Source organism: Vicinamibacteria bacterium, assembly GCA_035570235.1.
Taxonomy (GTDB): Bacteria; Acidobacteriota; Vicinamibacteria; order Fen-336; family Fen-336; genus DATMML01.
Genome location: DATMML010000085.1, coordinates 57,733 through 81,246 on the forward strand (window position 1 = coordinate 57,733; position 23,514 = coordinate 81,246).

22 protein-coding genes and 1 tRNA gene are annotated in these 23,514 nt (G+C 67.3%); 8 read left to right on the forward strand and 15 right to left on the reverse strand.

Annotation, left to right across the window (positions count from 1 at the left end; genetic code table 11):
• Positions 1–32: 32 nt before the first annotated feature.
• From VN461_15500 to VN461_15525, 6 genes are all read right to left on the reverse strand, one after another.
• Positions 33–458 carry a hypothetical protein gene (locus VN461_15500; GenBank protein HXB56184.1) on the reverse strand — a complete coding sequence of 142 codons (426 nt, stop codon included), beginning with the start codon at positions 456–458 and terminating at the stop codon, positions 33–35.
• Between the two features lie 34 nt (positions 459–492).
• Positions 493–1,713 carry an ABC transporter permease gene (locus tag VN461_15505; GenBank protein ID HXB56185.1) on the reverse strand — a complete coding sequence of 407 codons (1,221 nt, stop codon included), beginning with the start codon at positions 1,711–1,713 and terminating at the stop codon, positions 493–495.
• A 3-nt stretch (positions 1,714–1,716) separates the two neighbouring features.
• The gene (locus VN461_15510) at positions 1,717–2,481 is read right to left on the reverse strand and encodes an ABC transporter ATP-binding protein (protein HXB56186.1); all 765 of its coding nucleotides are present in this window, start codon (positions 2,479–2,481) and stop codon (positions 1,717–1,719) included.
• On the reverse strand, positions 2,478–3,785 hold the full coding sequence (locus tag VN461_15515; GenBank protein ID HXB56187.1) for an efflux RND transporter periplasmic adaptor subunit: 1,308 nt from the start codon (positions 3,783–3,785) through the stop codon (positions 2,478–2,480). Before VN461_15515 ends, VN461_15510 begins: the two co-directional genes overlap by 4 nt.
• A gap of 106 nt (positions 3,786–3,891) precedes the next feature.
• Positions 3,892–5,565: a TolC family protein gene (locus VN461_15520; GenBank protein ID HXB56188.1), complete on the reverse strand. Its 1,674-nt coding sequence runs from the start codon at positions 5,563–5,565 to the stop codon at positions 3,892–3,894.
• Positions 5,566–5,899: 334 nt separating this feature from the next.
• Positions 5,900–9,163, reverse strand: coding sequence for a carboxypeptidase regulatory-like domain-containing protein (locus VN461_15525; protein ID HXB56189.1), 3,264 nt, complete (start codon positions 9,161–9,163; stop codon positions 5,900–5,902).
• 313 nt (positions 9,164–9,476) lie between these two features.
• On the opposite strand from VN461_15525, the gene hpt reads away from it, so the two are divergent.
• Positions 9,477–9,989: a hypoxanthine phosphoribosyltransferase gene (gene hpt, locus VN461_15530; protein ID HXB56190.1), complete on the forward strand. Its 513-nt coding sequence runs from the start codon at positions 9,477–9,479 to the stop codon at positions 9,987–9,989.
• Here hpt and VN461_15535 read toward each other — a convergent pair.
• The 6 genes from VN461_15535 to VN461_15560 are packed head-to-tail and all read right to left on the reverse strand — an operon-like array spanning position 9,977 to position 15,049.
• Positions 9,977–10,894: an N-acetylmuramic acid 6-phosphate etherase gene (locus VN461_15535; protein ID HXB56191.1), complete on the reverse strand. Its 918-nt coding sequence runs from the start codon at positions 10,892–10,894 to the stop codon at positions 9,977–9,979. The genes hpt and VN461_15535 overlap by 13 nt on opposite strands.
• Positions 10,891–11,322, reverse strand: a complete 432-nt coding sequence (locus tag VN461_15540; protein HXB56192.1) for a cytidine deaminase — start codon at positions 11,320–11,322, stop codon at positions 10,891–10,893. The genes VN461_15535 and VN461_15540 overlap by 4 nt, the downstream gene beginning before the upstream one ends.
• Positions 11,319–12,149, reverse strand: a complete 831-nt coding sequence (locus VN461_15545) for a purine-nucleoside phosphorylase (GenBank protein ID HXB56193.1) — start codon at positions 12,147–12,149, stop codon at positions 11,319–11,321. The genes VN461_15540 and VN461_15545 overlap by 4 nt, the downstream gene beginning before the upstream one ends.
• Positions 12,146–13,369, reverse strand: coding sequence for a nucleoside transporter C-terminal domain-containing protein (locus tag VN461_15550; GenBank protein ID HXB56194.1), 1,224 nt, complete (start codon positions 13,367–13,369; stop codon positions 12,146–12,148). Before VN461_15550 ends, VN461_15545 begins: the two co-directional genes overlap by 4 nt.
• A 49-nt stretch (positions 13,370–13,418) precedes the next feature.
• On the reverse strand, positions 13,419–14,723 hold the full coding sequence (locus tag VN461_15555; GenBank protein HXB56195.1) for a thymidine phosphorylase: 1,305 nt from the start codon (positions 14,721–14,723) through the stop codon (positions 13,419–13,421).
• Between the two features lie 8 nt (positions 14,724–14,731).
• Positions 14,732–15,049 (reverse strand): hypothetical protein, encoded by a 318-nt coding sequence (locus VN461_15560; GenBank protein ID HXB56196.1) that lies wholly within the window; start codon positions 15,047–15,049, stop codon positions 14,732–14,734.
• A 433-nt stretch (positions 15,050–15,482) separates the two neighbouring features.
• On the opposite strand from VN461_15560, the gene VN461_15565 reads away from it, so the two are divergent.
• From VN461_15565 to VN461_15585, 5 genes are all read left to right on the forward strand, one after another.
• Positions 15,483–16,475 carry a WYL domain-containing protein gene (locus VN461_15565; GenBank protein HXB56197.1) on the forward strand — a complete coding sequence of 331 codons (993 nt, stop codon included), beginning with the start codon at positions 15,483–15,485 and terminating at the stop codon, positions 16,473–16,475.
• A gap of 1 nt (position 16,476) precedes the next feature.
• Positions 16,477–16,851: a preQ(1) synthase gene (queF, locus tag VN461_15570; protein HXB56198.1), complete on the forward strand. Its 375-nt coding sequence runs from the start codon at positions 16,477–16,479 to the stop codon at positions 16,849–16,851.
• Positions 16,848–17,693 carry a proline dehydrogenase family protein gene (locus VN461_15575; GenBank protein HXB56199.1) on the forward strand — a complete coding sequence of 282 codons (846 nt, stop codon included), beginning with the start codon at positions 16,848–16,850 and terminating at the stop codon, positions 17,691–17,693. Before queF ends, VN461_15575 begins: the two co-directional genes overlap by 4 nt.
• A 75-nt stretch (positions 17,694–17,768) precedes the next feature.
• Positions 17,769–18,824 (forward strand): alcohol dehydrogenase catalytic domain-containing protein, encoded by a 1,056-nt coding sequence (locus tag VN461_15580; protein HXB56200.1) that lies wholly within the window; start codon positions 17,769–17,771, stop codon positions 18,822–18,824.
• Positions 18,825–18,828: 4 nt separating this feature from the next.
• The gene (locus VN461_15585) at positions 18,829–19,884 is read left to right on the forward strand and encodes a zinc-binding dehydrogenase (GenBank protein ID HXB56201.1); all 1,056 of its coding nucleotides are present in this window, start codon (positions 18,829–18,831) and stop codon (positions 19,882–19,884) included.
• A 59-nt stretch (positions 19,885–19,943) separates the two neighbouring features.
• Here the strand turns inward: VN461_15585 and VN461_15590 are convergent, their stop codons facing one another.
• Positions 19,944–20,258 (reverse strand): hypothetical protein, encoded by a 315-nt coding sequence (locus VN461_15590; GenBank protein HXB56202.1) that lies wholly within the window; start codon positions 20,256–20,258, stop codon positions 19,944–19,946.
• A 164-nt stretch (positions 20,259–20,422) separates the two neighbouring features.
• Positions 20,423–20,626: a hypothetical protein gene (locus tag VN461_15595; GenBank protein HXB56203.1), complete on the reverse strand. Its 204-nt coding sequence runs from the start codon at positions 20,624–20,626 to the stop codon at positions 20,423–20,425.
• Positions 20,627–20,927: 301 nt separating this feature from the next.
• Between VN461_15595 and VN461_15600 the strand changes: the two genes are divergently transcribed.
• A tRNA-Met gene (locus VN461_15600) sits at positions 20,928–21,004 on the forward strand.
• Positions 21,005–21,383: 379 nt separating this feature from the next.
• Positions 21,384–22,019 carry a hypothetical protein gene (locus tag VN461_15605; protein ID HXB56204.1) on the forward strand — a complete coding sequence of 212 codons (636 nt, stop codon included), beginning with the start codon at positions 21,384–21,386 and terminating at the stop codon, positions 22,017–22,019.
• A 22-nt stretch (positions 22,020–22,041) separates the two neighbouring features.
• Here the strand turns inward: VN461_15605 and VN461_15610 are convergent, their stop codons facing one another.
• Positions 22,042–23,460: an aldehyde dehydrogenase family protein gene (locus VN461_15610; GenBank protein HXB56205.1), complete on the reverse strand. Its 1,419-nt coding sequence runs from the start codon at positions 23,458–23,460 to the stop codon at positions 22,042–22,044.
• Positions 23,461–23,514 lie beyond the last annotated feature (54 nt).

Below are 23,514 nucleotides of genomic sequence, written 5' to 3' on the forward strand. Positions count from 1 at the left end.
AACAGGCGCGGGGGCCGGTCAACCGGCCGCCGCTAGCGGGGAGACTCAACTTCCTTCAGGGGCACGTCCCAATGTGCATCGAGGATCTCGAAGCGCCGCTGCTCTTCCTTCTTGTAGGCCTCCTGGTCGGGAAAGAGCCGGCGGGCCAGGGCCTCCTCTTCGCTGGGGGCGCCTAGGGCCGCCCAGTTGGCGAAGGTGATGACGACCAGGAATGTCCAGTCGCTCCGTCCGTCCCCGTGGAAGGTGGGCCGGTAGAGCTCCACCGCCCGGAGGCGCCCCCCCTCCTTCGTCTGGGCCAGGAGGAGGGGGTAGTGGTTCTTCAGGAAGAGCCGCTCGAACTCGTTTTGGAACCCCCAACGCACCTTGTAGAAGTAAGCCACGCGCGTGGGCTTTTCCTGGGCGAACGTGGGAGAGGACAGGGCCGCGGCCAGAACGGCTAGGACCAGTATTCGCTTCATTTTGGGCACCTCGGAAGGTGCCCATTGTAGACCCCTATTCGTAGCGGAGGGCGTCGATGGGATCGAGGGTGGCTGCCTTACGCGCGGGGTAGTAGCCGAAGAAGATCCCCACCGCGGCCGCGAAGGCGAAAGCGATCACGACGGAGGAGGAGGTGATGAGGGTGGGCCAGCCCAGGACCTGGGTCAGGCCCTGCGAGACGCCCACCCCGAGCACGATGCCCACGATCCCCCCCAGGGCGGAGAGGCTCACCGCCTCGGTCAGGAACTGACGCAGGATGTCCCGGGTGCGGGCTCCGACCGCCATGCGCAAGCCGATCTCCTTTGTCCGCTCCGTCACCGAGACGAGCATGATGTTCATGATCCCGATTCCGCCCACGAGCAGGCTCACGGAGGCCACGCTCATGAGCAGGCCGGTCATGGTCTGGGCCAGCTGCACGCGGGTCTGGGCCATCTCCTCCACCGTGCGCACGGTGAAGTCGTCCTCGTCCGGGTTGCTGATCCGGTGGCGCTGGCGGAGGAGGCGGGTGATCTCCCGGGCCGCCTCCTCCACCGTGTCCGGGCGGGTCGCCGAGACCATGACCTGGTGGATGTAGGTGATGCCGAGGAGCTTCTTCTGGATGGTGGTGTAGGGGGCCACGATGATGTCGTCCTGGTCCTGCCCCCATTGCCCCTGGCCCTTGGGGGTGAGCACGCCCACTACCCGGAAGGGCAGGCTCTTGATGCGGATGATCTGGCCCACCGGATCCTGGCCGAGGAAGAGGTTCTGGGCCACGGTGTCCCCCAGCAAGCAGACCTTCTCCGCAACGAGGACGTCCCGGGGGGTGATGTTGTCCCCGCTGGCAAGGGGCCAGTTCCGGACCGACAGGTAATCCTCGTTGCCGCCCTCGATGGAAGTGGCCCAGTTCTCGTTGGCGGCGATGACCTGGGAGCGGCCCCGCACCACCGGGGTGAGCCGTCCCACCGCCGCGACCTGATCCTTGATGGCCTGGGAATCCTCCAGGGTCAGGGTCTGGACGGAGCCGATACCTCCCCGGACGCTGCCCATGCGGGCAAAGCTCCCCGCCGAGACGTAGACCACGTTGGTACCCGTGCTCTGGATCTGGGCGTCGATGGCGGCCCGGGCCCCCGAGCTGAGCGCGATCATGGCGATGACGGAGGCCACCCCGATGATCACCCCCAGGGCGGTGAGGGCGGAGCGGATCTTGTTCCGGCGCAGAGCCTTGAAGGCGATGCGGGCGATGTTGAGGATCTCCATCGGTCAGACCTCGACTTCCGCCGCGGGCATCACGGCCAGCTCCGCCCCCGCGTCCCGGGGGCGGGCCACTGTCTCGTCCTTCACCACCCGGCCGTCGCGGAAACCGACCACCCGGCCCGCGTACTCCGCGATGTCGGGCTCGTGCGTGATGAGGACCACGGTGATCCCCTTGGTGCGATTGAGGCGCTGCAGGATCTCCATGATCTCCACGCTCGTCCGGCTGTCCAGGTTGCCGGTGGGCTCGTCGGCCAGGATCATCTCCGGCTCGTTCACGAGCGCGCGGGCGATGGCCACCCGCTGCTGCTGGCCGCCGGAGAGCTGGCTGGGCGTGTGGTGGGCGCGGTCGGCGAGGCTCACCGCCTCCAGGAGGCTCTTGGCCTGCCGGTGGCGCTCCGTGGCGCCCCCCGCGCGGCCGTTGTAAAGCAGGGGCAGCTCGACGTTCTCCAGAGCGGAGGTGCGCGGGAGCAGGTTGAAGCTCTGGAAGACGAAACCGATCGTCCGGTTGCGAAGCACGGCCCTGCGGTCGCGGTCGAAGCCGGAGACGTCCTCCCCCGCCAGCCAGTAGTGGCCGGTGGTGGGCTGGTCGAGGAGGCCGAGGATGTTCATGAACGTCGACTTCCCGCTCCCGGAGGCGCCGATCACGGCCAGGAAGCACCCTCGCTCCACGGCCAGATCCACCCCCCGGAGGGCGTGGACGGTCACGTCACCGATCAGGTAGGACTTGTGGAGGTCCTGGACCTTTATGACCGGAGTCCCGTCCGGGCTCATCGCGTGCGCGGCTGGGGCCGACCGGGAGCAAACGGGTTGTTGGCGGGAGAAGCGCTGGGCCGCGGTGCCGGCCGGCCGCCGGTCTCATCGAGGCCCGTGATGACGCGCGCCCCTTCGTCAAGCCCCGACACCACCTCTACGAACCGGCCGTCCGAGATACCGAGGCGGACGGGCACGGGCTTGGGGCGGCCGTCATCCCCCAACGTGAAGACCAGGCCGGGCCGGCCATCGCTCCCCGGGGGCGGGGCGTCGGTGCGCGCGGGAGAAGGACGCCCGTTCCGGGCGGGAGCGGCCGGGCTCGCCGCGGTCCCGGAGGACGCCTTCCGGGCCCCCTTGTCCTCCGCGAACCCGTCCGGCCGGAAGCGCAGGGCGGGGGAGGGAAAGCGCAGGGCGCTCTCGCGGTCCTGGATGATCACGGAGACGGTAGCGGTCATGCCGGGCATGAGCCGCAGGTCCTTGTTGTCCACGGTGATCATGGTGTTGTAGGTCACGACGTTCTGGTTCGTGATCGGCTGCAGGCGGACCTGGTCCACCTTGCCCGCGAAAGCCTGGTCAGGGTAGGCGTCGACGTGGAAGGAAACCGCCTCTCCCGCGCGGACGCGCCCGATGTCCGCCTCGTCGACGGAAGCGTTCACCTGCATCTGGGTCAGGTCGTTGGCGATCACGAAGAGCACGGGGGCCTGGAAGGAGGCGGCCACCGTCTGGCCTACATCCACGTTGCGGGCCAGGACCACCCCCGCGATGGGGGCCTGGATCACGGAGTGGGCGAGGTCCAGATCGGCCTGGTTCAGGGACGCCTGGGCCTGGGTCACCGCGGCCTCGCTCTCCCCGACCGAGGCCACCGCCCCGTCGTAAGCGGCCTTGGCGCTTTCCAGGTCGCTCTCGGGTATCAAGTTCGTCGCCGCCAGCTGGCGGGAGCGCTCGTACTTCTGCTTGTTGTCGGCCACGGTGGCACGGTTGCGCTCGACGGTGGCCCGGGCAGACACGAGGTTGGCCTTCATCTGCTCGACCCGAGCCTGGAAGAGGGCAGGATCCAGGCGGGCGATCACCTGATCCTTCTTCACCACCGAGTTGAAATCCGCGCCCAGGCTCGAGATGGTGCCGGATACCTGGGAGCCCACCTGAACCGTGATCACCGCCTGCAGGAGCCCGGTGGCGCCGACCACGTCGGAGATGTCGCCGCGGTCCACCACCGCCGTCGCGTAGCGCGGCCCGCTGCCTCGGCTCCGGAAGCCGAGCAGGACCAGGCCGAGGACAACGATGCCGGCCCCCCCCACGAGAAGGATGCGCGCGCGTTTTCCCATACTCATCAGGATAGACCGGATCGGGCGAGGAGTGTTAAAGCGGGGACGGCGTCAAAGAATGCAAACCACCGCCCCCCTTGGGCAAAACGCCCGGGCTGCCTTCCGTTCAGGGCCCGGTACTCGCGGTTGTGGTCGTGCCGGTCGTGGAGGTGGGGGTGGTGGTCCTGCTGGTGGAGGTGGTTCCGGTGGAACTCGTCGTCACCGCTTGCGGCGCCAAGGGATTGCCCGTGCCGGTGCTGACGGTGGCCACGCCCCCGCTCCCGCTCACGCCCGCTTCCTGGACGCGCTGGAGCTCGACAACGCTCTTGCTGTAGTCCGCGATGGCCTGGATCTCCGCCACCCGGGCGTCCGCTAGGTCGCGCTGGGCCTGGGTTACGAGGAAGTTTGTGGACATGCCGGCCGCGAATTTCTTCTCCTCCGCGTCCAGACGCTGCTCTTGGAGAACGCGGGCGGCCCGGGTTGTCGCGATCCGCTTGGAGTTCGTCTCCACCGCGCGCGCGGCGACGCGCACCTGCTGGGCGACTTGCAGTTCCAGAAGCTGGAAGCTGATCAGGGCCTGGTCTTTGAAAAGGCGGGCCTGGGCGGATTGGGCCGCGGCCGCCCGATTCATGAGCGGATAGGTCAGGTTGAGGCGGACCGTCCAGGTGGGGTTCGCGATCCCCAAGGCGTCGCCGGCGGCGTCCCCGTACCCGCCCGGAACGGTGCTGACGATGGGGCCCCCCAGGCTCTGACGCTTCAGGCCTGTCCCTCCCACCCCCGTCGAGCCGTAGCTCGCGACGAGGTCCACCTGGGGCAGCACCTGGCTTCGCGCAAAGTCCACCGAGATGTCTGCCTTTTCAAGGTTTTTCCGGGCCACCACCACGTCCGTCCGCTTTTCCAGGGCGTTCTGGATGGCCGTCCCCACGTCCACCCGCACGGGCTCGGCGTTGGGCCTGTCCTTGGGGACGATCCTAAGGTCCCAGGTGGCGGGATCGTTCTTGGGGAAGATCAAGCGCTTCAAGGCGTCCTCGGTGTCGAGGATTGCGGCTTCGGCCCGGATCACGCCCTCCTCGCGGCTGGCCACTTCCGCCTGTGCCGACACCACGTCCAGGGGGGCCAGGGTCCCCACCCGCACCTTGATCTCGTTCTCGTTCAGCAGCTTCTTGGCCAGGTCGAGGCTCTTCTGCTGGGCGTCCAAGTTGTCGATGGCGGCGATGAGGTCGTAATAGCCTTGCTTCGTGCTGGCCACGGTGTTGATCACGGTCTGGCGGAACTGGACGTCAGAGATCTCGCGGCTCTTCTTGGCCACCCGGATGCCCTCCCGCGCGGAGTCGAGCTTGAAGTTGCGGAGCAGTGGCTGGGTGAGGTTCAGGCTGAAGAAAGAAGTAAAGGTAGGGTTGAAAGTCGTGAAGACGCTGTTGGTGTCGCTCTTGTTGCTGTTGAAGGTGAGGTTGAAGGTGCCTCCGGTGGGGAGGTACTGGTTGACCCCGAAGTTCCATATCTGGGTGTCGGTGCTGACCTTAGTCCCGCCCGAGAACGCGCTGGTGGCGGGCGACTCCTGCGACCCCGTGCTCAGGGTTGCGGAGAGGAAAGGATCGTAGGCGCCCAAGGCCTGCCGGACCCCCTCCGCGCCGACGGTTGGGTTGAAGCGATCGACTGCGATGTCCAAGTTGTTGTCGAGAGCGCGTTTGACCGCGTCGTCCAAGCTCAACTCCAGGACCGGACGCTCCTCGGCTAGGCCGGGACGGGGGAGGATGAGGGCCACGGCTACCGCCACCAAAACGCGAGTTCGTCGTCTCATTTGTGCTGTGACCTCCATTGACTGCCGGAACCCGAGGCGGTGCCGGAGACGCGATTATACCCGCGGGTGCGCGCAAGGGTCTCCCCTGCGTTCCCGCGACCGACACCACCAGTGTGAGACGCTTGGCGGACGGGAAAAGATCCCCTCTTTTCGCCCGCGGGGTCCCTGGGCCCCGGGGTTTACCCGTGGTCCGAGAACCGGAGACGGGGGAGCGGCGAGCACCCGCGGGCTGGCCGTAACGGAGAGCTCGTACCGATCTAGGAGAAAGACCCGCCGGAACCCCAGAGGCCTGCGAAGGCCTCCGGGGCTCCCTCGGGTTGAGCCGGAGCGTTGGTTAGAAGCTGTACTTAAGGCTGAACTGGATCTGGTAGACGTCCGTCAGGAACGCGGTCGTCTGGAAAGTCTGGTTCATGAGCGCGCCGTTGATGACCCTCATCCTGTAGGTGGCCCTGCCCTGGGCGTCGACGCCCGGGTTGGTGAGGGGCTGCGAGTTCACCAGGCGCTGACCCACTCCCCAGCTGTGGTTCAGCAGGTTCGAGAAGTTGAGGAAGTCCGCCCGGAACTGCAGGCCGTGGCGCTTCCCTCCGAGGTCCTTGAAGATGTCCTGAGCCACGCTGAAGTCGAGGTGGAACACCATGGGCAGGCGCACCCCGTTGCGCTCCGCGTACTGGCCCCGGTGCTTGCTCAAGTAGGGGTCCTGCGCGATGTAGGCGTTCCAGGCCTGGGACTGCTCGGCCGCGGTGTAGAGGTGGCCCCCGGAGGTGAACGGCTGGAAGTTCATCTCGGAGGTGTCCCGCGGGATGTAGATCAAGTCGTTTCCAAAGGCTCCGTCGCCGTTCAGGTCATTGGCGTAGGTGTAGCTGGCCACGCCGTTGGTGACCCCCTGCCAGAAGAAGGAGAAGGTCGTCGCCCCGAACTTGAGGTATTCGAGCCGGTAGCTGCCCGCCAGGAAAACGCGGTTGCCGGGGTAATACTCTGTGTCGGCGACGGGGGGGTTGTTGGGATCGCGGGCGATCGGGTTGCCGGTCCAGGAGCCAAACGCGATAGACCCGGGATCGACCTGGTTTCTGGAAACCCCATAGGCGTAAGCAGCCTTCAGGAAGCCCTGGTGGAACGTCTTCTGGAGGGCAGCCGAAGCGTTCCAGGAGTAGCCCGCGTTTTCGTTTCCGAGCACGGTGGCGTCCGCGACTTGCGGGTAGATCCGGTTGCTCGTCCAGCGGGGGCGCGTGTCGGCGCCCACGAAGTTCGTCTGGGGCGCGGGCAGGTTGGCGTTGATGTAGGAGATCCCGTTCACGTCCTTGCTGTAGATGAACTCGCCGGTGCCCACGATGCCCCACCCGAGCCGGCGGTCCACCGCGATGTTGTTTCGCCAGACCTGCGGGAACTTGAAGTTCGGGTCGGTCAAGGCGAGCTCGTAGCTCGAGGCGGGGGCCCCGGTGACGGTGGTGGGCTTGTAGGCGTCCGGGCTCGGGTTCCACGGCCGGGCCGTCGTATTGTTAAGCTGCTGGAAGCCGGTGAGCACGCCCGTATTGCCGATCTGGTTCGAGATCCACACGTAGAGGGGAGGGCCCGCGAAGAGGCCCGTGCCCCCGCGCACCTGCGTCGTGCGATTGCCGCTCACGTCCCAGTTGAAGCCCAGGCGCGGCGACCAGAGGAGCTTGGAGTCGGGCAGCTTCCCCGAATTGTACTGGACCGGGTTCCCGCTCGCATCGCGGAACGTGAGCGCGTCGGCGAGCGGGTTGTCGAAGCCGTTGTTGCCAAAGGACGAGACCTCGACCCGCAGGCCATAGGTCAGCTTGACGTTACGGCTCGCTTGCCACTCGTCCTGGGCGTAGGCGCCCCCGTAAGTGACGTCGAGGGGCTGGAGGGGCTGCGTCTGGCCCGGGATGTTGTTCCAGCGCACCTGGAATTGCGCGAGGGTCACCGGCGACGTGGTCCGGTTCGGGTTGGCCAAGTAGCCGTTGGCGTCGGTGTAGAAATCCTGAAGCGAGTTGTAGACGTAGACGCTCTGGGAGCCGGGGAAGAACACGTTGTCGGAGTGGTACCTCTCCCCCGTCGCTCCGAACGTGAACGTGTGGCTGCCGCGGTTCCACGTGAAGTTGTCCTGGGCCTGGAAGGTGTGGTACCGGAGCTGGTTGGCGGGGGTGAAGGGCTCGGTGCCGAACGACGTGTACACCGTGCTGGCCTGGAGGATGTCGACGAACGGGAACAAGGAGCCACTCTGCGGTCGGCTCTCGTCGTTGGTGGTGTAGCCCGCGATGAACTGATTTGCCATTCGGCTGCTGATGATCGAGTTCCACTCGCCGACTCCCGACTTGATGTTCTCGAGGATCGCGTAGTTGGAGTTGGCGAAGTTCAATCCGGTGGTGCTGCTGCGGCGGCCGCCGAAGCCGAGGGAGCCCGAGTTCGAGAGGAGGACCGGGGTCTGCGAATCCAGCTGCAGGTAGCGGAGGCTCACCTTGTTCTTGTCGTTGAGGTTGTAGTCCAACTTCCCGAGGTATCTCTTGGCGGGGGTCTCGAAGCTGTAGCCCTGATAGCCGCCGGTGTCATAGCTGAAGTTCGTCTTGAGGTAGGTGCCCAGGGCGTTCAGGTCGGAGCCGAGGACGCGCGTGATGTTGCCGCCCACGGGCTGCCCTCCGGAGTTGGCGACGAACGTCGTTCCCGGCTGGGTGAATTTGTCGTTCTCGTAGCTGGCGAAGAAGAAGAGCTTGTCGCTGATGATGGGCCCCGACAACAAGCCCCCGTAGCGCTTGTAGTCGAACGTGCCGGGGACGAAGGTGTTGCCCGCGGCGTTGGTGCCCACCAGGCCGTCGTTGCGGAACCAGTAGTAACCCGAGCCGTGGAAGGCGTTGTTGCCGCTGCGGGTGACCATGTTGACGCCGGCGCCCACGAAATGGCCCTGGCGGACGTCGTAGGGGGCCGCGTTGACCTCGATCTCCTCGACGGCGGCCGTCGAGATGGGGGTGACTTGGGTCCGGTCTCCGGGCTGGCCGCCGAGGCCGAACGAATTGTTGAAGTACGACCCGTCGACGGTGATGTTGTTGAGGCGGTTGTCCTGCCCCATGAAGCTGCCGCCGAAGGGCCCGCCCGAGTACTGGGGGCTCAGACGGGCGTAGTCGTTGATGCGGTCGGTGATGGTGGGGATGGTCGCCAGGACCTCCCGATCCACGGAGGTTGCCGCGCCGGTGCGGGCGGAGCTGAAGATGGCGTCGGCCGCGGCCGTCACCGTGACCTCCTCGGTGACGGTGATGTTGCTCAAGGTCAGCTCTAGGTCGGTCGCGCCTCCGAGGAAGACGTAGACGTCCTTGGTGACCTTGGGCTGGAATCCGGAAAGGGAAGCGGTGACGGTGTAAGGACCGCCGACCCTCATGCCGGGGATGGAGAACCTCCCATCCGCACGCGTCCCGCCTTCATACTTGGTTCCGGATGCATCGTGGACGGCGACCACGGTCGCGCCGGGGACAGCTTGCTTCTGGGGATCGGTCACGATGCCGGCGATGGAGCCCGTCGTGACCCCCTGCGCGTGGGCCTGGCTCATCGGCCAGAAGAGAGAGCAAGATACGAGAAGGGCGAATGTTCTGCAAACGGTGGTCTTCATGGGATTTCTCCTGGCCTAAGCCTCGGCCCGACGACGGACGACAAGGGTTTCAACCGGCCCGCTCCGCGCGGCAAATAGCCCCCAATGTGCACGCTAGAGACCCGAGCGATTGGCCCGAACTGGGTCGATAAGGTTGGCGGCCCGAACGCACGCAACCGCGCTATCTCCTCACCTCCGGGTAGGGGACCTGCTGAGCTTGATCAGGCGGATCCTAGCCGCGTTTCGCTTTCTCTGTCAATGACCGCGCGACGGGATCCTTGGCGGGGACCGCCGGGGCACCCTATAATCGACGCTCCCGGAAGGAGATCCCGTGATGAAGCTGTTGCTTTCGCATGACGCTATCCAGGCCCGGATCTTGGAGATGGGCCGGCAGATCGCGTCGGATTATGCCGGACGGGAGCCCCACCTGGTGGGCGTGCTCAAGGGCGCCTGCACCTTCATGACCGACCTGGCCCGGGCCATGGAGGACCTCCCCCTCACCCTCGACTACATCGCGGTCTCCTCCTATGGCTTGGCCACCAAGACCTCGGGCGAGGTCCGTTTGGTCAAGGACTTAGATCAGGGTCTCGACGGGCGCGACCTCCTGGTGGTGGAGGACATCGTCGACACCGGCCTCACCCTCAACTACCTCTTGAACGTCCTCCGCGCCCGCGGGCCCCGGACGGTCAAGGTCGCGGCTCTGCTCTCCAAGCCTTCGCGCCGTCTGGTGCAGACCCAGTTGGACTACGTGGGCTTCACCATCGAAGACCATTTCGTCGTCGGCTACGGCCTCGATTACAACGAGAAGTACCGCAACCTCAAAGATATCGTGGTCTACGGGTCCTGATCCGGCCGGGGCCGGGCGAGGGCCTGCCGCAGATGGCCCCCCGCGGCGCGGAGCCGGGCCCGCGCCTCTTTCGCGGTGCCGCCGAGCGCGCTCATGAGGATCGCGGTCTTGGCCTCGCCCCCCGCAGCCGCGAGCAAGCGCTCCGCCCGCTGCTTCGACCCTCCGGCCGCCAACTGGACGATGCGTCGAGACCGGTCCTTGAGCTTGGCGGAGGTGGGCCGCAAGTCGACCATCAAGTTCCCGTAGACCTTGCCCAGCCGCACCATGGCCGCGGTGGTGATGGCGTTCAGGACGGCCTTGGTGGCGGACCCGGCCTTGAGCCGCGTGGAGCCGGTCAGGACCTCGGGGCCGGTCCGGAGCGCGATCACGATCTCGGCCAGGCCGCGCGGGGCCTTCCCGGGCGCGCAGGTCAGAAGGACGGTGCGCGCTCCTCCCGCCCGCGCCCCCCGCAGGGCCCCGCGAGCGAAGGGCGTCACCGAACTGGCGGAGATGGCGACGAGGAGGTCCCGCGGCCGCAGCCGCTTGCCCTCGCGCCGGCCCTCGCTTGCGCGGTCCTCGGCTCCTTCCACCGCCCGGAAGACGGCCCTGCGTCCGCCCGCCATCACCGCGCGGATGCTAGCGGGTGGAGTGCCGAACGTGGGTGGGCACTCCGCGGCCTCCAGCACGCCCAGCCGCCCGCTCGTCCCCGCGCCCAAGAAGAGGAGCCGCCCGCCGGCGGCCAGGGACCGGGCCGCCGCCACCGCCGCGCGGGCGATGGCGGCCCGCTCCCGGGCCGCGGCCCGGAGGGCCCGGCGGTCCTCGTCGAGGATCAAGCCCACGATTCTCGTCGTCGACAGCGCGTCGAGGCGCCTGCTCCGGGGATTCCTAGCCTCCGTGGGGAGGCGCGACCAGGTCGCGGGCCTCACAGGTGCCGGGAGTCGAAGGGAAACGGCAGCAGCTCGGAGAGGCGCAGGGTCCGCGTGTGGCCCTTGAGGTCGCTCAGGTTCACCCACACGTCTCCGCAGAACTCCCATAGGATCTGCCGACAGGCGCCGCAGGGCGGGGTCAGGCGGGGAGATGCGGTCACTACCGCCACCGCATCGAAGGCGCGGATCCCCTCCGAGACCGCCTTGAAGACCGCCACGCGCTCCGCGCAGAGGGTGAGGCCGTAGGAGGCGTTCTCCACATTGCAGCCGGTCACGATCTCACCGCTCCGCGCGCGCAGAGCCGCACCGACCTTGAAGTGTGAGAAGGGGGCGTGGGCCCGGCGGCGGGCCCCGCGGGCGAGGCGGGCCAGGTCCCGGAGGTCGGGGGGGGCCAGGGGGCGGACCCTCCCTTCCCGGACGCGCGTCATGCCTGCTTTGCCGCCTCCTGGATGATCCGGTTCAGCGCGTCGAGGAGGCCCATTTTCACCTTCTCCCCCACGGCCAGGACCTCCCGGTGGTCCAGCTTCTTCTTGAGCACCCCGGAGGCCATGTTGGTGAGGCAGGAGAGGCCGAGCACCCGCAGGCCCATGTGGCGGGCGGCGATCACCTCGGGCACGGTGGACATGCCCACCGCGTCCGCCCCCATGGCGCGGGCCATCTTGATCTCGGCGGGCGTCTCGTAGGAGGGCCCGGTGAAGCCGATGTAGACCCCCTTGCGCACGGGCACCCCCGCTTTCCAGCAAGCAGCCTCCGCGATCTCGCGCAGCCGGGCGTCATAGGGCTCGGTCATGTCGAAGAAGCGGGGGCCGAGCTCGTCCTCGTTGGGCCCCAGAAGGGGGTTGGTGCCCATGTAGTTGATGTGGTCCTCGATGACCATCAGCTCTCCGGGCTTGTAGTTGACGTTGATGCTGCCCCCGGCGTTGGTCAGGATCAGAATCTTGACCCCCAGCCTGGCCAGCACCCGCACCGGAAAGACGACCTGGTCCATCCGGTAGCCCTCGTAGTAGTGGACCCGGCCCGACATGACCGCCACCGGCACGCCCCCCGCGTGGCCCACCACGAGCTCCCCGCCGTGGCCGGGGGCGGTGGCGGTGGGGAAGTGGGGGATCTGGCTATAGGGGACGCTGGTCGCCTTGTCCAGGGTCCGGGCGAAAGCGCCCAGGCCGGACCCCAGGACGAGGCCGATCGAGGGGCGAAGGGGCGTCCGCCCGGCGATGAACTTTGCCGCTTCCTCCGCCTGTTTGAGGACGCTCACAGCAGCATCCCCGCGATGGAGGCGCTCACGAAGTTGGCTAGGGTTCCCGCGAGCAGGGCGCGCAGCCCGAGGCGGGCGAGGTCGTTGCGCCGCTCCGGGATCAAGGCTCCGATGCCCCCGATCTGGATGCCCACGGAGCCGAAGTTGGCGAAGCCGCAGAGGGCGTAGGTGGCGATGGTGAAGCTGCGGGGGTCGAGCGTCGCCTGCATTGGCCCGAGCCGCGTGTAGGCGATCAGCTCGTTCAGCACCATCCGCGTACCCAGGAGGTCTCCGATTGCGAAGGCGTCTTTCCCGGGCACGCCCATGGCCAGGGCCAGGGGGGCGAAGACCACGCCCAGGATTCTCTCCAGGCTCAGCTCTACATGAAACCAGTTGCCGATGTGGCCCAGAACCAGATTGACGAGGGCCACTAGGGCCAAGAAGGAAATGAGCATGGCGGCCACGTTCAGGGCCAGGTAGAGCCCTTCGCTCGTCCCCCGGGCGGCGGCCCCGATGACGTTGACGTCGGAACGGGGCATGTCCACCTTTACCGTTCCCATCGTCTGGGGAGACCCCGTCTCGGGGATGAGGATCTTGGCCAGGAGGATCGTCCCCGGTGCGGTCATGAGCACGGCCGCCAGCAGGTGGCGGGCCTCGGCCCCGAGAAAAACATAGGCCCCCATGATCCCCGCGCTGACGTGGGCCATGCCCGATGTCATGACGCAGAGGAGCTCCGACTGGGTCATTCCCCCCAGGAAAGGCCGGACGGTCAAGGGGGCTTCGGTTTGGCCCATGAAGATGGAGGCGGCCACGTTCACGCTCTCCGCTCCGCTCGCCCCCATGAGGCGGGTCATGACCATCGCGAAGGCCTTGACCACGACCTGCATGACGCCCAGGTGGTAAAGCACGGCGAAGGTCGCGGCCGCGAAGACGATGGTGGGCAGGACCTGAAACGCGAAGACGAAGCCAATCGGCCCTTCCCCCCCGCTCTTCGCCCCCAGTTTGCCAAAGACGAACTCCGAGCCCACGAACGACAGGCCGAGCAGGCGCGTGACGAGGGCGCCGATCCACGTGAAGAGGTCCTGGCCCCACTGGGTCCGGAGCACGAAGAGGGCAAGCACGAACTGCAGGCCCAGGCCCCAGATCACGGTGCGGGGCTTGATGGCCTTCCGATCGCTCGAGCACGCGTAGGCGATTCCCAGAAACAGGACGAGGCCGACGAGCGAATACAGGCGTTCCATGGGCCGGGACCTCCGCCGAGGTGGCTAGAGTCTGGGGCGGAGGGAGGTCTCAGTCAAGGACGGCGTGGATGAGGGGAGCGCGCGGGGGGGCCTCGGGAGCAACGCGGATGGCCTCCCGCAGCCGATGCTGGGCCTCGTCCAGGCGCCCGCGGTCGTTGACGTGCAGGGTCAGGAGCGGCTCGTCCTTGATCACGAGGTCGCCCACCTTCTTGTGCAGCACGAGGCCTACCGCGGGGTCGATGGCGCTGTCCACGGTTTCCCGGCCCGCGCCCAGGAGCATGGCCGCGTGGCCCACGGCCCGGCAGCCGATGCGGACCACTCGCCCGTCCGCCTCGGCCTTGAGGTCCACCTGTTCCCGCGCCCGAGGCAGCCGGGAGCCGTCGTCGCAGACCCGGGGGTCCCCCCCCTGGAGCTCCACGATCTCCTGAAACTTCCGGAGCCCGGCGCCAGAGCCCAAGGCGTCCCGCACCCGGGCCCGGGCCGCTTCCATGGTTGGGACCAGGCCCCCGAGGGTCAGCATCCAGCCCGCAAGCTCCAGGGAAAGGGACTCCAAGTCCTTGGGGCCCCGGCCCTTCAAGGTCTCGACGCACTCCGCAACCTCGAGCGCGTTACCCACCGCGTGGCCCAGGGGCTGCTCCATGTCCGTGATGAGGGCGGCCACCTTCTTGCCCAGGCCCCGGCCGATCGCCACCATCGTCTCGGCCAGGCCCTTCGACTCCGGCAAGGTCTTCATGAACGCGCCATCCCCCGTCTTCACGTCCAGGATCAGAGCGTCGATCCCCTCCGCCATCTTCTTGCTCATGATCGAGGCCGCGATCAGGGGCAGGCTCTCCACGGTGGCGGTGACGTCGCGCAGGGCGTAGAGCTTTCGGTCCGCGGGGGCGATCTCAGGGGTCTGGCCGATCAGGCCCAGCCTTGCCTTACGGAGCACGGCCCGGAACTCGGTGAGCGATAGGTTGACCCGGAAGCCCGGGATCGATTCGAGCTTGTCCAGGGTGCCCCCGGTGTGTCCGAGGCCGCGGCCGGAGATCATGGGCACGTACACTCCGCAGGCCGCGGCGAGGGGGGCCAAGATCAGGCTAGTCTTGTCGCCCACCCCCCCCGTGGAGTGCTTGTCGGCCTTCGGCCCCGGGAGGTCGGAGAGATCCAGCACCTCGCCCGTGCCCATCATGGCCTCGGCCAGGCCCACCGTCTCCCCCGCGGTCATGCCCTTGAAGAAGATGGCCATGGCCAGGGCGGAGGCCTGATAGTCGGGGATCCGACCACGGGTATAGCCTTCGACGAAGAACGAGATCTCCTCTCGGGACAGTTCGAGACCGTCCCGCTTGCGCTGGATGACGTCGACCGCCCGCATGGTCCTGCCTATCGCTTCTTGAGGCGCTCCACCTCCGCCCAGAGGTCCCGCTTCTTGCGCGCGGGCGCCACGGGGGCGGGGGGAGGCTCGGGGGGGGGTGGCATGCCGGCCAAAACCTGATCCATCAGGCTCTTCTTCTCGTCCTTCTTGCTCTTCCGCTTGGCCGGCACCTCGGCCTTCCGGTAGTCGTGCGTGTTGTGGCAGGTCCGGCACGTGACCTTGGCCACGGCGCCCTCGAACAGGCTGGCGATGTCGTGGTTCATCAGCAACCGGCAGCGCGGGCAGTAGTCGTCAATCACGTCGCCGAGCCGGGGCGGACGATCCATGGGCCCTCCGGGCATGGTCGGAGTCGGCGTCCTGAATGTGCCATTCACGCTTCCCGCGGCGTCCGCCAAACGTCGGCGGGGCTCTCGACGCTCCACGTGCCTTACTTCCGGCCCTCCTGGCCGTAGCGCCCGTCATGTGGGCGAGTCAGGGCGCCACGGTACCACGAACCCAGCCGAGGCAGGTCCGATAGCCTTGGGCAACCTCTGCTGGTCGCAACCGGCTGCCGGGGGTCGCGTTCGGTCAAGCGCTCCGATGAGGGGAGTATAGCGCACCCCCAAGCACGGGTAGGCTAGAATCACCCCCCGGAGCGCTCGCGGGTAGAACCTCGCCGCGGCCCGCGGAACCCGCGGCGGCGAGGACCAAAACCGCGGGCGTACTCGGTCGAGGAGGTGGAATCTTCGGCGGCCGCGGGCCGTCGCCCAGGATTTGATCATGCGCAACGCGGAGGTCATCCGCCAGTGGAAGATCCTCAAGACCATCGAGGCCGGGCGCTTCACCACTGCCCCCGAGATGGCGCGGGAGCATGGGGTCACGGAGCGCACGATACGCCGCGACATCGAGGCCCTGCAGGAAGCGGGCTTCCCGCTCTACGACGATCGCTCCGAGGGGCGCAAAGTCTGGCGGCTGGTCGAAGGCTATAAGCAGCGCCTGACCCAGAGCTTCACCCTGGCCGAGCTGGCCGCCCTCTACTTTGGCAAGAACCTCCTCACCTTCCTGGGGGGGGCCCCCTTTTCCCAGGACTTGGAATCGGCCTTCGCCAAGATCCGCGAGGCCCTGCCCGCCCGGAGCCTGCCGTACCTGGCCCGGATCCAAGAGCTTTTTTCCGCCCGTCCCGATCCCTGGAAGGACTATTCGAAGAAGGCGGACATCATCGCAGGGCTCATTGACGCCACCCTCCACCAGCGCCAGCTCGCGATCGCCTACTTCTCCTTCAACTCCAAGCGCACAAAGACCTACACCCTGGACCCCTACCGGCTCGTCTACTATCACGGAGGGCTCTATCTCTACGCGCGCGCCCACGAGTATGGCGAAGTACGGACCTTCGCGGTAGAACGCATTCAGAGCATCGAGGTCCTCGACCACACGTTCGAGGTTCCGCCCGATTTCAGCGTCTCCGAGTACGCCCGCGGGGCCTTCGGGATCGCGGGGGGGAAGGCAGAGACGGTGGAGCTTCTCTTCGGCCCCGAGATGGCGGGCTACATCCGCGAGCGGGTGTGGCACGAGAGCCAGGTCTTGGGCGACCGGCCCGACGGCTCTGTGACCCTGCGCCTCCAGGTGGCCCCGGGCTGGGAGCTGAAGTCCTGGATAAAGGGCTTCCTGCCCCATGTCCGGGTTCTGCAACCCCCATCCCTGCGTGAGGAGATCGGGAAAGACCTGGAGAAGGCGGCCCCGAGCTTCAAGGGCTCCCGGAAGGCTTCGCGTTAGTATGCACCCTGTGGCCGGCCTCGAGACCTTCCCCAATCGCCACCCCGGCCGCGACTACACCATCGAGCACACCTGCCCCGAGTTCACGGCCCTTTGCCCCAAGACCGGCCAGCCCGACTTCGCCACCATACGCCTGAGCTACGTGCCCGATCGGGAGTGCGTGGAGCTGAAGAGCCTCAAGCTTTACCTGCAGGCCTTCCGAAACCGCGGGATCTTCTATGAGCACGTGACCAACGTGATCCTGGACGACCTGGTCGCGGCGGTGAAGCCGCGGAGCATGACCGTGGAGGGGCACTTCCACGTTCGGGGGGGCATCTCGACCGTGGTGCGTGCGAGCTACGAGGCCCCCCGCCGGGCCCGCCGGCGGGGCCGATGAGAGCGCTCACCTTCCTGGCCCGGCGCTTCGTGGCGGGAGAGACGGCGGAGGACGCGGTGGCAGTGGGCGGGCGTCTGCGCGAGCGGGGCATCAATGCCACCTTTGACAAGCTGGGCGAGGATGTCCATGACCGCGACGCGGCCCGCCGCGCCGCCGAGGCGGCCAAGGAGGTCCTCCGTCTGATCACCCCTCCGGTGGACCGAAACATCTCGATCAAGCTCTCCTCCATGGGCCAGGAGATCTCGCGCGACTTCTGCCTGGAGATGGCGGCCGGGATCCTGGACGTGGCCCGCCAAGTGGGGGGCTTCGTTCGCCTGGACATGGAGGGCTCGAAGCTCACCCAGGACACGATTGAGATCTTCCACACCTTGCGCAAGACCCACCAGAACGTGGGGATCGTCTTGCAGGCCTATCTCCGCCGCACCGAAGAGGACGTGAAGGAGGCGATCTCCCGCGGGGACCGCATTCGCCTTTGCAAGGGCGCATACAAGGAGCCCGAACGCATCGCCTGGACGGACATGGCAGACATCCGCCGGAACTTCCAGAAGTGCGCTCGCTTACTCCTGAGCGGAGGCACCTACCCTGCCATTGCGACCCACGACGAGTCCTTGGTGCAGGGGACCCTCGACTACACGCGCGAGGAGAAGATCCCGGCCGCGCGCTTCGAGTTCCAGATGCTGTACGGCCTCAGGCCAAGACGCTGGGACGAGCTCGTTGCCGCGGGTCACAATGTGCGGATCTACATTCCCTACGGCACGCACTGGCTGCCTTACTTCTACCGCCGGCTTCGAGAGCGGAAGGAGAACGTCCTGTTTGTCCTGCGGAGCCTCGTCGGTGGTTGAAGGGGGGGCGGGCGCCCTGGACCCAGACACTGGCGCTCCCCTAGCCAGAAGTCGGTAATACTTGCCGAATTCCCCATGAAGGCTGCGGTTTACAGGGGTGCCAACGACCTCCGCATCGAGGACATCCCGGTTCCCGACGTGGAACGGGGAGAGATGCTGGTCCGAGTGGACTCCTGCGGCATCTGCGGCACCGACATTAAGAAGATCAAGAAAGGCCTCCTGGCCGGCCCCCGAGTGTTCGGCCACGAGATCGCGGGAACGGTCGTCAGGCCTGGTCCCGGTGTCTCCCGATTCCGGGAAGGCCAGCGGGTCGTCCTCCACCATCACATTCCGTGCGGGTCGTGCTTTTACTGCGGGCACGCGGCCTACGCCCAGTGCGAGGGCTACAAGCGGAATGGGACGACCGCGGGGTTCGAGCCGGCCGGAGGCGGCTTCGCGGAGTACGTCAAGGCCATGGACTGGATCGTGGAGCGGGGGGCCATACCCGTCCCCGACGGGGTATGGCCGGAGGAAGCGATCTTTGTCGAGCCCGTCAACACCTGCCTCAAGGCCGTCAAGAAGGCCGAAGTGCAGGGGGGGGAGACCGTCCTCGTGGTGGGGCAGGGGCCGATCGGTCTGCTGCTCCTACAGCTCGCCCGCTGGGCCGGGGCCGGCACCATCGTTTCCGACATCATGCCCGACCGCCTCGAGATGAGCCGCCGTCTGGGGGCAGAGGTCGCTCTGGATGCGACCGTCGATGTGAGCCGTGAGGTGAGGGCCCTGACCGGAGGCCGGGGTGCCGACTGCGCCTTTGTGGCCGCGGTCGGTAGCCTCCCCTTCGCCCAGGCGGTTAGCGCCACCCGCCCCGGCGGCCGTATCATGGTGTTTGCTGCAACTTCCGCTGGAGAGACGGCCGAGATGGACCTAGGCGCCCTGTGCGCCGCCGAGAAGGAGATCCGCACGTCCTATAGCGCGTCGGTCGACGTTCAGGACTTGGCGGCCCGCCTTGTGTTCGGTCGGGAGATCCGGGTCCGGGAGCTCGTGACCCATCGCCTCCCCCTCCCGGAGGCCACGGCTGCGGTCGAACTTGCGTCGAGGCCTGCCCCCGGTGTCTTGAAGGTCGTCCTGCAGGCCCAAACCACTGTGAGGTAAGAGTTTGCCCCTGCGCATGAAGGCCGCCATCCTCTACGGGAGAGAGGACGTACGCGTCGAGGATGTCGAGGTCCCCGCCCTTGACCCGGGCGATGTTCTCCTGCGCACGAAGGTGGCCTTGACTTGTGGCACCGACGTAAAGGTCTTCCGCCGCGGCTACCATGCCCGCATGATCGTGCCCCCCGCAGTCTTCGGGCACGAGGTGGCGGGGGTGGTGGAGAAGGTCGGGGCGGGCCTCGAGGGTGTGGAGCCGGGCACGCCGGTGGTTGTCGCGAATTCGGCCCCCTGTGGAGAGTGCCACTATTGCCGGCACGACATGCCTAGCCTCTGCGATGACCTCCTTTTCTGGAACGGGGCCTACGCGGAGTTCGCCCGGATCCCGGCCCGGGTCGTGAAGCACAATCTCATCCCGCTCACCGAGGGCCTCGCCTTCCGGGAGGCGGCCATGGTCGAGCCCCTGGCCTGCGTGGTGCGGGGCGTGGAGGAGAGCTGGATCGGCCGCGGGCAGTCGGTGGCCGTGATCGGCGTCGGCCCCATCGGCCTTATGTTCGTGGCGCTGGCCCATATGCGCGGAGCCCACGTGGTGGCAGCTGGCCGGAACCGCGCCCGGCTCGAGAAGGCCCTGGAGATGGGGGCGGAGACGACCGTCTCCGTGCTCGAGGGCCCGGACCTAGCCGAGCAACTCCGTGAGTGCAGTCCAGGCCGCCGCGGCCCCGACGTCGTGATCGAAGCGGTGGGCCTGCCGGAGACGTGCGAAGCCGCCGTGCGAGCCGTCCGCAAGGGAGGGGTCGTCAACCTCTTCGGTGGCTGCCCGGCCGACAGCCGTATCGGGATTGACTCCCAGCGCCTCCACTATCAGGAGCTGACGATCAAATCCACGTTCCACCATACGCCGGAGAGCGTCCGGAAGGCGTTCCGGCTGATCGCGGATGGGCACATCGACCCGAACGCCTTCATCACATCCGATGCCCCTCTGGACGAGCTGCCCCAAGTCCTAGGACGGCTGGCCCGTGGCGGCGATGGCCTGAAGACCGCGATCCTGCCTTGGGGACCGGAGTAGGACGTTGAAAAGAAAGAGGGGGCGCACAGGCGCCCCCTATCTATCAGCAGATCTGAGACTTAGCGTCTCTTCCTAGACTTCGACTTCTTACCGGCCTTCTTGCTGTGGCGCTTCTTGGCGTGCGCCTTCTTGGCGTGGGCCTTCTTGGCGTGGCCCTTCTTGGCTCTCTTCGCCTTTTTGGCCTTCTTGCCGGCCTTCTTGTGTGCCTTCGCCTTGGCCTTCTTCTTCCCCTTGGCTGCCTTGCGCGCCTTGGCCTTGTGCTTCTTGGGGGCGGCGGGCGCGGACGCTGGCGCGGGGCTGAATGCAGGCGGTGGCGGGGCGGGTTCCGGGGGAGCCATCGGCCCCGGCGAACCCATATGCGTGTCGTCCTCCATGTTTTCTACCTCCAGGAGTAGGTGGGTTCCGGCTCGCCGGCGAGCCGTGCCCAGAGCGAAAGTCGATGGCAGAGTGTGCTCCCGCTGGCCCCCCGCCGTCAAGCTTGAAGGCGGAAGATCCGTGAGCGGGATCACGGGCAGCGCGCCGCTGCCAGCCGCGCCCTTTAGTTCAGCGTGAAGTCGCGGGGGAGGTCCGCCAACACGCCGCAGTCGTCGCAGAGGGTGTACCCCCCACCCCCGCCGTGTCGGCCCAAGGCGATGGGATGGAGGTCCGCGGCCAGAACACGACCCGACCGGCTGATCGAGAGGACCAACGTCCCACAGAGTGGGCATCGCGCGTCAACCGCCCCTACAGCGAAGCTGGCCACGCCCCCCTCCCTTCCCGGCGGCCATCACCCCGAAGGGGATCTCGGTCGCCTCAACTCAATGGACGTGGACCGCAAGCAAAAGGTTCAGGGGGGCGTGCGCTTGCTCACTTGGTTTGACCCTGACACATACTCTTTGACGGCGAAGCGCCAGCCGTACAGTTCGGATCAGGCGGGTGAAGACCGCTTTCCAGCTTGGGACAGCGTAGCGCTCACGGCGATGGTTCTTCCAAACGACGCCAAGTGACGCTAAGTGATCTTGACACGCCGCCTGGAGCCCTGTTAATCTCACGTAGTCATCTGACGCGGGGTAGAGCAGCCAGGTAGCTCGTTGGGCTCATAACCCAAAGGTCGCAGGTTCAAATCCTGCCCCCGCTACCAACTCAATCATAAGAACTTAGGGCCCTCGAAAGACTTCATCTTTCGAGGGCCTCATTGCTTTGGGGCGTTGTTGGGGCGTTCGCACGCGGTCGCGCTTCCACTGCCGCGCCAAGGTGCACGCACGCGGGCCCCCTCGCCTTCGCGATCCGATTTCCACCTGCGTGCCAGACTCGATTCTGGCGAGGCAAAGCCCAGGAGTGCGGCTACGAGGTCAGCGGGGCGGCCCCGCCCGTGACCGCCTGAGCCTCCGCGATAGGTACGAGCGTTGTGGGCGCATCGCTCGCCTCCCCGCCGCGGCGACGCGCCCCACCCTCCTTTGACTTCCCGCTTTGCGGGATGCTAGTTTAGGTTCTCATCCTCAGCCTAGGTGCGCCGGGGCATGCGGTCCCACTTCGCGTACTGCGATCAGCGCCTCCCATATGCCCCGGGGTCGAGCCCGTTCAACATCAAGGGCGAGTACTACCGCCAGACCGCCGATGTGGTGGCCTACCACGAGAAGAAGAGCCAGGGCGCGCTCATGCCCATCCTCGAGCGCGAGGGCCTGCGCGAGTTCGTGGGCCAGACCTTCCTCTCCTCGGCGTTCTACGACGTGATGCCGCTGCCGCGCATCGTGATGGCGGTGGCGGAGGCGCGGGGCCGCGACGTCCACGAGTTCACGTCCCGGATGGGACAGGCGGCGGTGGAGGCCCAGATGAAGGGCGTGTATGCGCGCTTGCTCAACCAGCTCACGCCGAAGAACTTTGTCCAGCGCTTCGACCGGGTGATCAACCTCTTCTACGACTTCGCGCCCGTGATCGTCACGGCAAGCGATGCCGGCGCCCGCGTCGTGCGCAGGGGCATGCCCCTCGGCATCAGCGAGTGGTGGGCCGTGGTGACCGTCCCCTTCGTGGTTGTCCCCTTGAGCGCGGGGGGCGCTCGGGACGTGACCGTCGAGTGGCGCCTCGAGCCCTCCGGCGTGCAGGAGGGCGTACCCGTGGGCGCGGCCATCCTCGAAGTGGGGTGGGCGGCGGACTGAGGGCGAGGCGAGATCGCCGGGCTCAGAGTTGGAGCGACTTGACCTCCAGGAACGCCTCGAGCCCGTATCGGCCTAGCTCCCTTCCGTGGCCCGATTGCTTGTATCCGCCGAAGGGGGCCATGGGGTTGAAGCGCCCCCCGTTGATGTCCACCTGTCCGGCCCGCAGCCGGCGCGCGATCGCCTCGGCGCGCCGCCCGTCCGCCGACCAGACCGCTCCGGCCAAGCCGTACCGCGTACCGTTTGCGATCCGGACCGCTTCGTCTTCGTCCTGGTAGGCCAGCACCGACAAAACCGGGCCGAAGATCTCCTCGCGCGCGATGGTCATGTCCGGCTGGACACCGGCGAAGACCGTGGGCCGCACGTAGTAGCCCCTGGCCAGTCCGGGAGGCGCCTCAGGACCGCCGACCATCAGCTCCGCGCCTTCCCGCAGGCCCTTGCGGATGTATTCTCGGACTCGATCGCGCTGAGCGCAGGAGACGAGTGGACCCAGCTTGGCCTCTCCGCCGAACGGATCGCCGACGGTGAATCCTCCGGCGATGTCGGCCGCGAGCTTCACTGCTTCGGCTTGGCGCGACCTCGGTACCAGCAGGCGGGTGAGCGCGCTGCACGTCTGGCCCGAGTTGAGGAGGCACGAGCTCACGGTAGACCGGACCGCCTTCGCCATATCGCCGTCCTCGAGGAGGATCGAAGCCGACTTCCCGCCCAGCTCCAGCGCCACGCGCTTGACGGTCTGGCTGGCGATCTCCGAGACACGCCGGCCCGCGCGCGTCGATCCCGTGAACGAGATCATGTCCACGTCAGGATGGGCGGCCAGCACCTCGCCGACGACGGGTCCGGTGCCGCAGACCAGATTGAAGACACCGGGAGGCAAGCCCGCGGCCTCCACGACCTCCGCCAGCAGGAAGGCGCTGAGAGGCGCCACCTCGCTGGGTTTCAGGACCACGGTGCACCCGGCAGCGAGGGCGGGCGCCACCTTGGCCACGATCTGGTGCAGGGGGTAGTTCCAGGGACTGATGGCTCCTACCACCCCCACCGGCTCCCGCACGACCAGCGAGTTGCCAATGCGCTCCTCGAAGCAGAAGCTTCCGAGCATCTCCGCGTAGCTCGCCATCACCCTGATCGGCACGCCGGCCTGGATGGCTCGCGACAGGCGGAGAGGCATCCCCACCTCGCCCGTGATCGTGTGCGCGATCTCCTCCTCGCGTGCGGCGAGACCCTCCGATAGGCCGCGCAGATACTGGGCACGCTCGGCCACGGAGGTGATCGCCCACCCCTCGAAAGCCCGCCGCGCCGCCCCCACGGCGCGCTCCACGTCTTCGGAGCTGCCCGCCGGGACCCGGGCCATGACCTCTTCCGTGGAGGCGTTGATGACCTCGAGAACCCCGCTGGCCCCGGACGAAACCCACTCACCGTTGATGTAGAGTCTGTCTTGGATCGGCATGCCTTCTCTTGTTTACCGCGCGGTCGGTGCATTATGTCCCAGATCCGGGGGCGC